11 protein-coding genes are annotated in these 14,125 nt (G+C 39.0%); 9 read left to right on the forward strand and 2 right to left on the reverse strand.

What is annotated here, in order from left to right; translation table 11 throughout:
- Positions 1–277: 277 nt before the first annotated feature.
- From ACM26V_RS19740 to ACM26V_RS19750, 3 genes are all read left to right on the forward strand, one after another.
- Entirely contained in the window at positions 278–1,210 is a 933-nt protein-coding gene (locus ACM26V_RS19740) for a manganese-dependent inorganic pyrophosphatase (protein ID WP_416148447.1), read from the forward strand.
- A 288-nt stretch (positions 1,211–1,498) separates the two neighbouring features.
- Entirely contained in the window at positions 1,499–2,281 is a 783-nt protein-coding gene (locus ACM26V_RS19745) for an SDR family oxidoreductase (RefSeq protein WP_416148448.1), read from the forward strand.
- 44 nt (positions 2,282–2,325) lie between these two features.
- Positions 2,326–3,204, forward strand: a complete 879-nt coding sequence (locus tag ACM26V_RS19750) for an EamA family transporter (protein WP_416148449.1) — start codon at positions 2,326–2,328, stop codon at positions 3,202–3,204.
- A gap of 50 nt (positions 3,205–3,254) precedes the next feature.
- Here the strand turns inward: ACM26V_RS19750 and ACM26V_RS19755 are convergent, their stop codons facing one another.
- Both ACM26V_RS19755 and ACM26V_RS19760 read right to left on the reverse strand, forming a co-directional pair.
- Complete coding sequence (locus ACM26V_RS19755) at positions 3,255–3,938, reverse strand: amino acid ABC transporter permease (RefSeq protein ID WP_416148451.1); 684 nt, start codon at positions 3,936–3,938, stop codon at positions 3,255–3,257.
- Positions 3,939–3,995: 57 nt separating this feature from the next.
- Positions 3,996–4,835: a transporter substrate-binding domain-containing protein gene (locus tag ACM26V_RS19760; protein ID WP_416148452.1), complete on the reverse strand. Its 840-nt coding sequence runs from the start codon at positions 4,833–4,835 to the stop codon at positions 3,996–3,998.
- A 242-nt stretch (positions 4,836–5,077) separates the two neighbouring features.
- Here ACM26V_RS19760 and ACM26V_RS19765 point away from each other — a divergent pair, with 242 nt between their 5' ends.
- From ACM26V_RS19765 to ACM26V_RS19790, 6 genes are all read left to right on the forward strand, one after another.
- Positions 5,078–5,635 carry a TetR/AcrR family transcriptional regulator gene (locus ACM26V_RS19765; RefSeq protein WP_416148453.1) on the forward strand — a complete coding sequence of 186 codons (558 nt, stop codon included), beginning with the start codon at positions 5,078–5,080 and terminating at the stop codon, positions 5,633–5,635.
- Between the two features lie 74 nt (positions 5,636–5,709).
- On the forward strand, positions 5,710–8,790 hold the full coding sequence (locus ACM26V_RS19770) for an efflux RND transporter permease subunit (RefSeq protein ID WP_416148454.1): 3,081 nt from the start codon (positions 5,710–5,712) through the stop codon (positions 8,788–8,790).
- Positions 8,791–8,983: 193 nt separating this feature from the next.
- On the forward strand, positions 8,984–10,957 hold the full coding sequence (locus tag ACM26V_RS19775; protein ID WP_416148455.1) for a methyl-accepting chemotaxis protein: 1,974 nt from the start codon (positions 8,984–8,986) through the stop codon (positions 10,955–10,957).
- 217 nt (positions 10,958–11,174) lie between these two features.
- Positions 11,175–11,888, forward strand: coding sequence for a response regulator transcription factor (locus ACM26V_RS19780; protein WP_416148457.1), 714 nt, complete (start codon positions 11,175–11,177; stop codon positions 11,886–11,888).
- Positions 11,889–11,986: 98 nt separating this feature from the next.
- The gene (locus ACM26V_RS19785; protein ID WP_416148458.1) at positions 11,987–13,261 is read left to right on the forward strand and encodes an ATP-binding protein; all 1,275 of its coding nucleotides are present in this window, start codon (positions 11,987–11,989) and stop codon (positions 13,259–13,261) included.
- Complete coding sequence (locus tag ACM26V_RS19790; protein ID WP_416148460.1) at positions 13,254–13,970, forward strand: PepSY domain-containing protein; 717 nt, start codon at positions 13,254–13,256, stop codon at positions 13,968–13,970. The genes ACM26V_RS19785 and ACM26V_RS19790 overlap by 8 nt, the downstream gene beginning before the upstream one ends.
- Positions 13,971–14,125: the final 155 nt, after the last annotated feature.

The raw sequence follows: 14,125 nt of genomic DNA on the forward strand, positions 1-14,125 counted from the left end.
AAGTAAGTTTATAATAAAAAGTTACTTTATACAAGATTAAATCGTCATTCCCTATGGTACACATTCCAAAACATCCTCAACTTCATTTGTATCGTTAGTTATAAAAACAGCTAACAAAAGAAAGGCTGAAGATTTATACTCTATATTCATCTTATTGTCAATTAATAGTTCGATAATTGAAAAAATATCCGACTCTTATCTTTGCAACGATGACAGGCACCCTTTTAACATGGTAAAATAAGTCGTGTTGATCAGAGAAAAAAAGGAGTGTCATGATATGAGTAAAGAGAAAGTGTTAATTTTCGGGCATCAGAACCCAGACACAGATACGATTTGTTCAGCATTGGTATATGCAGATTTGAAAAAAGAATTGGGAATGAATGCTGAACCGGTCCGTCTAGGAGAAGTTGGTGGCGAGACTCAATATGCGTTGGATCATTTTGGAGTAGATGCCCCACGCCAAGTAGAGACGGTCGCAAACGAAGTGAATCAAGTTATTCTCGTTGATCACAATGAGAGCCAACAAAGTGTCAAGGATCTAGATAAAGTAGAAGTGATTGAAGTTATTGATCACCACAGAGTTGCTAATTTTGAAACAGAAGGACCGCTTTATTACCGGGCGGAACCTGTTGGTTGTACAGCGACGATCTTGAACAAACTATACAAAGAAAATGGTGTAAAGATCAAGAAAGAGATGGCGGGATTAATGGTTTCGGCAATTATTTCCGATTCGTTGTTATTCAAATCGCCTACATGCACAGATGAAGATGTAGCAGCAGCAAAAGAACTCGCTGAAATTGCTGGAATGAATGTCGATGAATATGGTCTTGAAATGCTGAAAGCGGGCGCTGATATGAGTGGGAAGACGGTCGAGCAGTTGATCTCATTAGATGCAAAAGAATTTACGATGGGTAGCCATAAGGTAGAAGTTGCTCAGGTGAATGTTGTAGATACGAATGATGTACTTGGGCGCAAAAAAGACGTTGAAGCTGCAATGACAAAAGTTATCGCTGATAAAGGCCTTGGATTATTTGTTTTAGCAGTAACCGATATTTTAACAAATGATTCCGTTGTCGTTGCCGTTGGTAACCAAACGGATGCAGTAGAGAAAGCCTTTGATGTGAAGCTTGAAGATGGACAAGCAACACTTGCAGGCGTTGTTTCTCGTAAAAAACAAATTGTGCCACAATTAACCAGTGCGTTGTCATAACACTACTAAACTTAGAGGAAACACAAGCTTTCGAGAGTTAATTCTCTCTGAAGCTTGTGTTTTTTCATAAGTTATCGGATTTCCGTGCCCTTTAAAAAGTTACGCAAATGCGAAAGGAAGAAGACGAGGGTTACCGTACCCATCAGAGGAGCATGGGAATCTGAAAGGAAGCAAACAGATTGCCATCGGTCCTCCCAGAAAGAAATAAGAATATTTCTAACCTATTTTAGAAGGCTATTACATGATGATGTCGAATTGATTTGTATAAAGGAAATGGAGTTGGTCCTGATGGATTCACTTAAAGGGAAATTGGCGTTAGTTACTGGAGTGAGTCGTACGAATGGAATTGGAGCGGCGATTTGCAGAGAATTTGCTCAGAAAGGGGCAGATGTATTGTTCACGTACTGGACAAGCTATGACGATGAGATGCCTTGGGGAGTAAAGGATGACGAACCGGAAAAAATTAAGTTGGAGTTAGAATCATTTGGAGTCCGAAGTGAAAAAATTGAACTAGATTTGACGAAAGTATCCTCCATTGAAGAAGTGTTTAAATATGCTAAGGACTCATTCGGTACTGCGCCAGATATTCTTGTAAACAATGCAGCGTATTCCGTAAATGACAATATAGAGACAATCACACCAGAACAACTAGATAAGCATTACTTTGTTAACGTAAAGGCTGTTACCCTGATGACACAGGCGTTTACTAAATCCTTTTCCAAAAATTACGGAAGAGTACTTAATATCACAACAGGTTGGTCAAGGGGTCAAATGCCAGAAGAGCTTTCTTACGTGCTGACCAAATCAACTGTTGAAACATTAACATATACATTGTCAGCGGCCTTGGCTTCGAAAGGAATTACGATTAATGCGATTAATCCAGGGCCGACAAATTCAGGTTGGATGAATGATGAAGTGAAAGCGAGTTTGCTACCAAGGTTTCCAACAGGACGATTAGGAGAACCTTCAGATGCTGCGAAACTGGCTGGATTTTTAGCGAGTGAGGATGCAGCTTGGATAACGGGGCAAGTGATCCATTCAGAGGGTGGATTTAAAAATGGCGATGATTAAATGATTGCTACATAAATAACATTGACAGATTGGCGTGACAACATATGAAGAAAATATCATTTTTTCTAGTCCTTCTTGGGGCGATGCTTTGGGGAACAACGGGAACTGCCCAACACTTCGCACCAGAAGGAGCACATCCAATTGCAGTAGGAACGATGCGACTTGCGGTGGGTGGGTCTGTCCTTTTTCTCCTCGTTTTATTTAGGAGAAAACAAAAAGTTACCGATTGGCCAGTCAAAGCGATTGTGTTAGCTGCAGTCGCGATGGCTGCTTATCAACCACTATTTTTCTCGGCAGTTGCAACAACGGGTGTTGCAATTGGAACTGTAATTGGGATAGGTAGTGCACCAATTCTAACAGGATTTATTGAGTGGGTGGCCTTTAAACGACGTCCTGATCGTCAGTGGTGGTTAGCGACAGTCCTTTCGATCATTGGATGTGTGCTTTTATTTTCGACTCAAGGTGACATCGAACTAGATCCGATCGGTTTTTTAATGGCGATTGGTGCGGGACTATCGTTTTCTGGGTATACACTAGTGAATAAACAAATTGTGCAAAAGATGCCATCTGAAATGGCGGTGGGTGTTGTGTTCACCTTATCTGCTATTTTATTATCGCCCTTTCTATTTATCTATGATATCAGCTGGGTATTAGAGCCGAGTGGGATTCTCGTTGTTCTTCAATTAGGAATTGTTGCAACAGCAATTGCATACTTGTTATTTGTGAAAGGGCTAATGGGAGTTCCAGCTTCGTCAGCAGTGACGTTGTCATTAGCAGAGCCGTTGACCGCGGCATTATTAGGTGTAATCGTTGTTGGAGAAGTTCTGACTCCATCAGCAGTTGTTGGTATAGTGATGATATTCTTAGGATTGGCAGTGTTATTTTATACGCCACCGACAAGGAGTTCCAATTATGGGAAATGAACCGAAGGCATTGAGATGATACCAAATAACCTACGCCATAATAGCGTAGGTTAAATATCACCGTATTTTTCAAATCGTTGCTCTAAATAAATTTGCAATATGGTCATGATAGAACAAATCGCCCAGTATATCAAAGCAACCAAGATAAACATTGTCATGTAATCCATTTCGCGACCTGCGATTATACGTGACATTTGAAAAATCTCAGGGACTGTAATCATCGCAGCGAGTGATGAAGCTTTGATCAGATCTAGTAAAACGTTAGTCAATGGTGGTACGGCAATTCGCGACGCTTGTGGTAAAATGATTTGTCGCATCATTAACCAGTATGGAAAACCAAGGGACCTGGCCGCTTCCCTCTGGCCTCTAGGAACAGCAGCAATCGCGGAACGATTTATTTCTGCCATGTAAGCTGCGCTATTTAAGCTAAAGCCAATGATTGCCGCAGTTACTGCATCGAATTGAACTCCAATAAATGGAAAACCGAAATAAAGGAGAAACAAGATGATGAGGATGGGAACCCCTCGCATAAAGGAAATATACAGACGAGCAGGCCAACGAAGCCACGTTCGGTCTGACATTCGGGCAAGCGCTAAAAATAATCCGATTATTAAACCGATGATCATACTTAGCAAAGAAATAAAAAGCGTGTAACCAATGCCTTGCATGATATAAGGAAGTGATTCAATTGCCAGATGAATATCAAAGATGTGTTCCCATTGGATATCACTCATTGCTGTCAATCTCCCTTACTAGAATTCGATTAGATTGCTAAAGCGTGGTCGTTACTCTTAGCTAGCAAAGTCGATGTCTGGTTGTTTAGAGACATCTTGCCCACCAAAAAATTGTTCAGATAATTGTTGGATCGTTCCATCATCAAGCATTTCTTGAATGACGCGATTTAAATTTTCGTGTAGTTCTACATTGTTTTCGTTCATAATCATCGCTTGATCATTAGGGTGGTAGAAAAGTTCGGGATGTATGATAACGTCGATTTCCGGAAGCGCCTCAATTGCTAATGATTGCAAATAATAATCGTTCATGACGACATCTAATCTATCATTCTCAATGTCGCGTAAGTACGTATCATTGGTTACATTCTCATATGTTACGCCTTCTGCGCCATAACTTTCAGCTATTTCCATATAAATCGTAGTCGCAGCACCGCCGTGACGTTTTCCATCGAGATCTTCTAGTGAATGGATACCAGAATAATCATCGGGGCGAACGATCATAGCTCCATAGGAAAATTTGTATGGGTCGGTAAAGAGGAAATCTTCTTCCCTGCGCTCGTTAATATCAATGTCGTTAACAGCAAGGTCAATTTGGCCACTCTGTATTGAAGTGAGCATGCCGTCAACCCCCATCTCAGTAAACTCTGCTTCAAGGTCTAAACGATTTGCTGCTTCACGAGTGACTTCAACTTCGAAACCAGTTAATTCATCCGTTTCGTCGGAATGAAAGGATGTTGGATAGAGCGTGCCTGAAGTAGCTACCTCCAAAACTCCTGATTCTTGAATTTCTTCCCAACGAGTTTCTTCATTTTCATTAGTGCCACATGCAGCTAGTAATGATGTAATTGATAAAATAATTAATATATAAGCTGTCTGATGTTTAAATGTTTCTTTCATAATGTGATGATCCTCCTTTGTTACCAATATACGATCGTGCTCAAAGATCATAGCATGTACCTTTCAACGGAAGCAATAACTATGCTTTCAGAATATCCAAGTGAGAGACCTTTCTCAATCAGATCATTTGACAAAAGCTTTCATAAAGTTATACAACTGTGTTATAACTTTTAATATTAGGTGTATATAAGAATTACGATTAAAACTAGGGAAGGTTCGAGAGCTAAAGGGGAATAAAATGTATGAGTCGAAAAAAAACGATTGATCAGGCGCAATTATTTCATGAAACGGAACAACTAGTGCTGAAATCTGGCTATGCAGGTTTTCATTTTAAAGCCTTAGCGGAAAGGTTAGGTGTAGCTAGAAGTACGATCTATAATTATTACAAAAATAAAGAAGAACTAGTCACAGCCTATATGATTCATCTTATCGAAGAAGTTGTAAAAAATATGCAGCAAGCCGATCAGGAAGAAGAACCGCTTAAATACTTAATTCACCTTTGGTCTAGGTACGCTCATATGCACCAAATGTTGCAAATCATGCCATACATCGATCAACATGCAACAGAGAAAGTGCAAGAAAATATAAATAAAATGTTTCGCTTATTTAAAGAAATGAAACAAAAAATCGAAGCGATTTTGGTCGATGGACAGACAAAAGGTGAAATTCGAACGGACGTTCAAATGACTACGCTTGTCGGGCTTGTTATGGCAACTGTCCAAGTGCCTGTCCGCCACATGAGTCAGTCTCAATGGGTAGAGGAAGTGTACCTATTAGTTGTCGAAGGGATAAAAAAGTAAATCTTATTTTTATGAGGTTAAATGACAGTAGTGTCATTTATTTTAGAGTAATATTACAAGAGGGGGAAGCAACCATGTTTCAAGCATTTATCCGAAGTCCTAAAATTACGATGATGTTTGTATTTATTTTAGTTATTGTCGGCGTCTTAACGTTATTTCAATTACCGCAACGAGAAATTCCAGAATTTTCTTTTGATATTGGGACCGTCTCGACGGTATATCCGGGTGGGACACCTGAAGAAGTAGAACAACAGGTGACGATTCCTTTAGAAGGTGCAATTGAAAATATTGATGGCATTAGTGAAATGACTTCCGTATCGACCTCTGGATTTTCTAATATTGTCATTGAACTCGATGATAGTGCAAATAAAAGCGAGGTATTCACAGATGTACAACAGGCGATTTCACGAGTGGAAAGTGACTTGCCTGATCAGGCAGTAACTCCTGATTTTTCCGAAGAGATTGGGTTAGGGGCGTTATCTAGTTATCATATTTTAAATGATGACCGTGAATCGTTATATGAATTAAAAGAGATGCTTCATGACTGGCAAGCAGAGGTAGAGGCGCTTCCAGGAGTTCAGCGAACGATTGTCAAAGGTTTTCCTGACCAACATTTTTCAATTGATGTAGACTCGGAGGAGTTATTCTCGAATGGTTTGCAATTTCCCGATGTTATGCAAGCAGTCAGCGATGAATTAAATACGCAGCCGTTAGGTGTTCAACAGATTGATAATCAAAATGTCCAGTTGACGTTATCTACTTTAGAAGATGAAGCGGAAATAGGGTCGATTTTCATTGGATTAGATTTCAATGATGACCCGATTTATTTAAATGATATTGCTGAGGTTGGCATGGTTAATGAAACGCCAAGTGATTTAATATCATATGACGAACAACCAGCTGTTTCATTTACAGTAATTCCAGCTGGAGAAGTAAATATTCCCCAGTTACATGATGAAGTCGATGAAAAAATCATGAGCTTAGCTGACGATATACCTGAAGAGATGTCGTTTGAGCTATTTTACACGCAGAAAACAATCGTCGATGAGATTTTCGGTGATTTAACGCTGTCCTTTGCGTTAGCGGCTTTATCGGTTGTGGTTGTCACTTTATTAGGTTTGAATGTGTCGTCTGCGATAATTGTCGCCCTGGCGATCCCAACGTCGATATTAATAGGATTAATTCCTTTACCATTTTTTAATGTCGATTTGAACCAAATATCAATTATTGGGATGATTATTGCTTTAGGAATTTTAGTTGACGATGCGATTGTTGTTGGTGATAATATCCGAAATAAATATCGAGAGGGACTATCACCACTTGACGGTGCTTTGAAAGGAAGTAAGGAAGTCCGAGTGTCGATTATTACGTCGACGTTAACGATTGTGTTTACTTTCTTACCACTCGTGTTTATTTCAGGAGGAAGTGGCGATTTTATTAGTGCCTTACCGACGGTGCTAATTATGACGATACTAGCTTCTACTGTTGTTGCACTGACGTTTGTACCTATCTTCTTAGTATGGAGACAGAAGAAGCAATTGCGAAAGAAGAAAAAATCGCACCGAAGCGAAAGAGAGGGTCTACTAGGCAAACAATTTGATATGATTGCTAACTGGTATAGTGATTCGATTCTACGACGAGTCGTTCGACATCCTTGGAAAGTAGCGATCGTAGGGTTTGCACTAACAACGAGTTTTTATGGATTGATACCATTTATACCTGTGGAGTTCTTTCCGGCTACAGACAGAGAAGAGGTAACGGTTGAGGTACGTTTGCCAGCAGGAACAACAATTGAGGATACTGAAACTACTTTGCAAGATATGAGAGACTTTGTTTTAGAAGAAGATGAATTCGTGTTCGAAACGGCGATTTATGCTGGAGAGGGTTTGCCACCATTGTTTGGGCAAGGTATGTCAAATAGTAATGATGAAACAGGGAACCTGCTGTTACGTGTTGATCGAGAACAACAATCAGCAGTTGACACAATCTCAAGGTGGACAGAGCCATTGCAAGAAGAATTTCCTGAGGCGGAAATTGAATTGACAACGATTGAATCAGGGCCTCCAGTTGGCGCGCCGATTGCAATAAAACTTCAGGGGCCTGAAGTTGAGACGTTGATTGAGCTTAGTAATGAGCTACAAGAACGAATTGGTGAACTAGGTGAAAGTGGAACAGTATTAGATGATATGGGTCCTCTTCGTCCGGTAGTTGTTTATGAACCTGTTCGTGATACGTTAGAGGAAAATGGGATTACGTTGAATCAAGTTAGTGAACAAATTGGCTTGAGAACAGAGGGGATTCCTTTATTAACGTTCCGAACAGCGCAAGACGCAATTGATTTGCAATTAACGTTGAATAAAGTCGATGAAAAAGGTGAACTTGATTTATCTGAGATGGTTATACCAAGTGAGGTTGGCGAAGGTGAGGGAGGTCCACCGAATTTAATTTCATTAGATTCCTTACTCGAAACATATGAAGGTGAAGAGATCCCTCAAGTTTTACGAGAAAATGGTGAACGGACAATTACAGTAAGGGTGTTTCCGGCAAATGATGATAACGAAACGCTGGAGGCTGAGATAGAGGAGATCACGGATGATGTGCGTGCATCTGTAAGTAGCGATTATACGGTTAGTCTTGGTGGTGAGACAGAGGCGAGATCGGATTTCATCCTTGAGTTGGCTACATTATTCTTGGTTGTACTATTTCTAATTTACATTGTGATGGCGATTCAGTTTAATTCGCTGACGATGCCGTTTTTGATTATGAGTACAGTCTATATCGCTGGATCGGGTGCAATAATAGGGTTATTTTTAACCCAAACAGGACTCGGGTTCATGGCATTGATGGGAATTGTCTCATTAGCAGGTATCGTTGTACGTAATTCGATTGTGCTACTAGAATTTATTAAGCAAAGAAGAGTAGACGGAATGTCGATTGAAGATGCTGTAATAGAAGCTGGTCGAGTTCGATTGAGACCAATTTTGTTAACGGCATTCACAGCGATTGGTGCGTTAACTCCAGTGGCCTTGAGTGGCGATGTTCTCTTCGTCCCACTAGCAATTTCAATCATTTCCGGGTTATTATTCTCTGCGTTGTTGACGGTAGTAATTGTGCCAGCAGCATACACAGCATTTGCAACGAAGTTTGGAAAATAAGTAAAAAACCTCTGTAGCTAAAATTTCTGCAGAGGTTTTTTGTCTTTCCAGAATCAAGAAAAATATCGAAATAATTTTGATGTTTTTAAAGATTAAAAATGTAAAAACCGTTTATTTTAACTAATAGTCCCATTAAAAAAATACCGAATTTTGACGATCTATTAGGTATATTGTCGAAAGAAGGGGAGTCAAAATGAATAAAATGTCATTGAAAACAAAATTGTATGTTGCTTTTGCACTTGCTTTAATTATACCAAGTCTAATCATTGCAATTAGTAGCTACTTAACAGCGAAAAATGAACTTGAACAACAATTAGTTGAAGAATCTGAACAGAGTGTAGAAATTGCTGATTACTTGATTGATAGTCATGTCGGTCCAATAGCGGGTAATATAGAGCATTATGCTTCTACATTAACTCAGAATCAATTGCAGACTGATGGACAAGTTGCATTGGGAGATTTATTAGAGGAGTACTTTTTTACCACAGAAGGTCTTGTATCTGCTTATGTAGGAACAGCCGAAGGTGATATGATCCAGCGACCAGATATGGGGCTAGATGCTGATTACGATCCTCGTGAAAGACCATGGTACATTGACGCAGTGGCATCTCCAGGTGAATTAATTATATCTGAACCATATCATACAGCATCGACAGGGGAACTCGTGATCACGATCTCTCAATCAATTGACAATGGAGATGGTGTTGTTGCAGCAAATTTAGAAATGCAAGAATTGGCAGATGTCTTGGCGACGATTTCTATTGGACAAGAAGGGTATGCAATGTTATTTTCTGAATCAAGAGCAGCGATTTCTCACCCAAGTATTGAGACAGGAGAAGTTGTTGAGGAGAATTGGCTTGATCCTATGTATGACCAGATGCAAGGTGCTTATCAGTCATCAATATCTAATCAAGGTACCAGTGTTTACTACACTACCAACGCGATAACAGGGTGGAAATTAGGAGGCGTGATGTCTGATGACGAATTAAATTCTGCTACGTTTCCAATTTTACTCATAACAGGAATTGTTTTGATATTATCAGTGATTCTTTTTGGTAGCCTAGTATATTTCATCATTCGAAGTATTACACAATCTATTCAAGGGCTAGTTAATAGTGCTAATGTTATTCGTTCGGGAGATCTTCGAGAAAAGATTGAGGTGACATCAAAAGATGAGATAGGTCAATTAGCGGGAGCATTCAGAAATATGCAAACTTCGTTAATCGAAACACTAACTTATATTAGTGATAAATCCTCAATGGTTGCAGCGTCATCGGAAGAACTCCATGCAACAACAGATGAAAATAGCAAGGCGACAGAGTCGATTGCTGGATCTGTCGCTACAGTATCTGAATCGATGGATAGTCAAGTAAAGAAGGTTAATATTAGTTATAATGGTATTAATGATATATCTGAGAGTGTAAAGGAAATAACCAGTAAAACAATGACCTTGGATGGTCAAACGGTTTCTGCTGATCAAGCAATCGATAGAGTTAACGTAACAGTCAAATTACTCGAAGAACAAATGCGAAAAATAGAAACAAATAACACAGAACTTACGTCGAATATTCAAAGTGTTCATCAGTCAACAAATGAAATTGATGAAATTATTCAAGTGATAACATCGGTTTCTGAACAAACAAATTTACTAGCACTAAATGCCGCTATTGAAGCTGCGCGAGCAGGAGAACATGGTAAAGGATTTGCTGTTGTGGCAGATGAAGTGAGAAAACTGGCTGAACAAACCAACCAATCATCAACGGAAGTGAGAGAGATGATTACAACAATTCAAGAAAAAGCTAATTTATCGTTACTCTCGATGAATGAAGGAAATGAAGAACTGACACAAGGTCTTGCAAGATTTACTGAAACGGAAGAACGAGTAGGTGAAGTTGATTCATTTGTGAAGCAAGTGACCGAGCAAGTCAGAGCAATAGCTAAAATGACGTCGATGATCTCCACGAAAATTGAGGACGTCGTTTCAGACATGAAAGAAGTAGAAAGAATGTCTAATGAAACGACTGCTGAAACAGAGAATGTCGCAGGAGCTTCTGAGGAACAATTAGCTTCTATGGAGGAAATATCCGCATCAGCAGAAGCGTTAGCTCAAATTTCTGAAGAATTGCAAGAGCACACGGTATCATTTAAGTTACCAGAGAAAAATTAAAGGAAAAGTAGCATAAGGAAGAAAGCCACGGAACTTCGTGGCTTTTTTTATTGGTGATTAATCATTATTTGGGATTCAATGGTATGATCCATTGTTCCATTCCATTCAAGAAAAGATTATAGTATGGTTAATAATGCTGTACCTTTATTGCTATACAGTATAATAGAACTGTGAGAAAATGTAAGAATTTTAACAAATAAAAAGCAGGTGACCATTTGTGGATAATATTAATATTCTAATAGTCGAAGATGAAGAGAATATAGCACGTGTCGTAAAATTAGAGTTAGAGTACGAGGGGTATAAAACAGATATCATACACGATGGATTCGAAGCGTGGCAACGTATTCAATCAAGCCCTGATAAATGGGATTTAATTTTACTAGATGTTATGCTCCCTGGTCTTAGCGGAATGGAAATTCTTAGACGAATTAGAAAAGAAAAACGGACGACACCAGTGATTATGTTAACGGCTAGGGATGCTATTGTCGATAAAGTAACAGGATTAGACCAAGGGGCGGATGATTATGTAACGAAACCATTTGAAATTGAAGAACTGTTGGCTAGAATTAGAGTTTTAATTCGTCGGCAAGAGTCCGCTATAGTATCCGATGAATCGAAAAATGAAAATCGATTGACGTTATCTGATTTATCAGTGGAAATCGAATCGAGAGATGTCAAACGTGGGGAGGCTCATATTGAATTGACACCACGCGAATTCGACTTACTAGTGTATTTATTGGAAAATATTAATCGCGTTCTTTCAAGAGAGCAAATTCTTGAGCATGTGTGGGGATTTGATTATTTTGGCGATACAAATGTCGTTGATGTATACATTCGATATTTGCGCCAAAAAGTAGATAAACCTTTTGACTCTCCATTTATTCAAACAGTTCGTGGTGTTGGTTATGTGATAAAGGATACAAGCAAATGAAGATTTCACAGCGGATTACACTTTTTTCTACAGTAATGTTATTCATTTTACTAGTGTTAGTTAATGCGAGTATATATTTTCTTTTTCAGCATTACACAATGAATGCTGAATTAGAGCGGACTCAGAATCAATCACGCACGATTGTCGAAGCCCTGCAACCCTCGTCAGCAGATTGGCGACCTGCGGAATATTTAAGGGCTTATGTATCTGGTGATGGGATGGTTCGGGTTATTAACGAAAACGAGGAAATTGTTTTGGTTGTGATATCGAGAACGCCACAATTGAACGAACTGCAAGCTACATTTTCTACGCATGAGACTTCGGAAAAAATTAATTATAACGGCACATCGTATGCTGTAGCGAGAACACCTGTAATCTGGGATAACGGGTCAGTTGTAACGTTAGAATTGTTTGAGCCGATGACGATGTATGAAGAATCATTAACGATTTTAGGAATTATTTTAGTCATCGCTTCGGCACTTATTTTGATCCCGTCATTTTTTGCAGGTAGATCATTAAGCCGCGTCATTCTAAGCCCGGTTAAAGCTCTCGTAGTTACGATGAATCAAATTCGTGAAGAAAAAACATTTAAAAAGATTGACGTGAATGATACGTCTAAAGACGAGTTGGCTGAAATGGGACGAACGTTTAATCATATGATTGATTTGCTAAAGGAGAATTATGATAAACAACAACAATTCGTTTCAGATGCGTCTCATGAATTGAAAACTCCGCTTACAGTGATCGATAGCTATGCGCAATTATTAAAACGATGGGGGAAAGATAAACCTGAAGTTTTAGAAGAAGCAATCGGGGCAATATCATCGGAGTCAAAGCGAATAAAAGAAATGACGAATCAAATGCTTGCTTTAGCTACAGGCGATGAAACGACAACGATGGATCTTCAACAAGTGAATATGGCAAAAATCTTATTCGAAACCGCAAAGCAAATGGAAACAACGTACGACCGAGAAATCGCAGTTCAAACAAAGGAAGAATTTGATTTACGTCTAATCGGAAACAAGATGCAGCTAAAGCAATTAGCGTTTATTTTAATTGAAAATGGCTTGAAATATAGTAACAAAGAAATAGAAATTACTTTGGAAAAACTACGAGAAACTGTTAGCATTAGAATCTGTGATTATGGTATCGGAATTGCTGCTGAAGATATTCCACACGTGTTCGATCGTTTTTTTCGAGTAGATAAAGCGAGAAATCGAAAAACAGGTGGAAGTGGGTTAGGTCTTGCGATTGCGAAAAAAATTGTAGATGCGCACCAAGGTGTGATCCGTGTTGAAAGTGAGCAAGGAGTCGGAACTACATTCATTATTGAATTTCCAGGTATAGAAACAGAGGGGGATTTCGATGAATAAGAAAAATTACCTAATTACTGCGATTGCAGTACTTATTAGTGGAATTGCTCTAGTATTTTACTTTTCCTTCTCTTCAGAAAACATTTTGGCAGAAAATGAGATTGAACTATTGTTGCAGGAGCGTTATACAGGTGAAGTTATCGATATCCAAAGTGACAGTAACGTTGCAAAAGTCGAATTTCATTCCACCCTAGGACAATATGAGATTGAAGTGTCAGCGGCTGATGGACGAATTCTGACGTTTGAGCATATATCTGATGACACTGAATTCCAAGTGTTGGAGCAGGATGAAGAATTAGATAATTATATTACCGTCGAGCAAGTTGGTCAAATAATCGATGATACGCTTTCAGAAGAAGTGACGATCATCGAGGCTCAATTGGAGGAGTCGGAGGATGGAGTGACATACTATCTAGTACAAGTAGATATGACCAATGAAACGGGCACATTTGAAATTGATGCTAGTACAGGTGAAATTCTTTTGTTCTCGGTTGAAGAGAACACTCCATTAGAGCCGATTTCCGAACAAGAGGCGATCGACATTGCTTTATCGGAACATGCAGGTGAAATTGATGATGTTGATTTGGAAGAAGGAAACGGTCGACTTATTTATGAGATTGAAGTAGAGAATGATGAAACTGGAATTGATGCAGATATTATCATTGATGCGTATTCAGGCGAAGTACTGTCGATTGAGTATGATGATTAATATGAAAAATTAGGTGTGTTGTTTTTTTACGAGCAACCAAAAGAACAGAAGAATGGATTCTCAACACATATGTATTGGATTCCGATTCTCATCAAATTCTCATTTTCTACTAAACTTCCTTTAATCTTACTCATCCATACTATGGTTAACAGATT

It is taken from the genome of Salipaludibacillus sp. HK11 (assembly GCF_047795645.1).
Classification (GTDB): Bacteria; Bacillota; Bacilli; order Bacillales; family Salisediminibacteriaceae; genus Salipaludibacillus.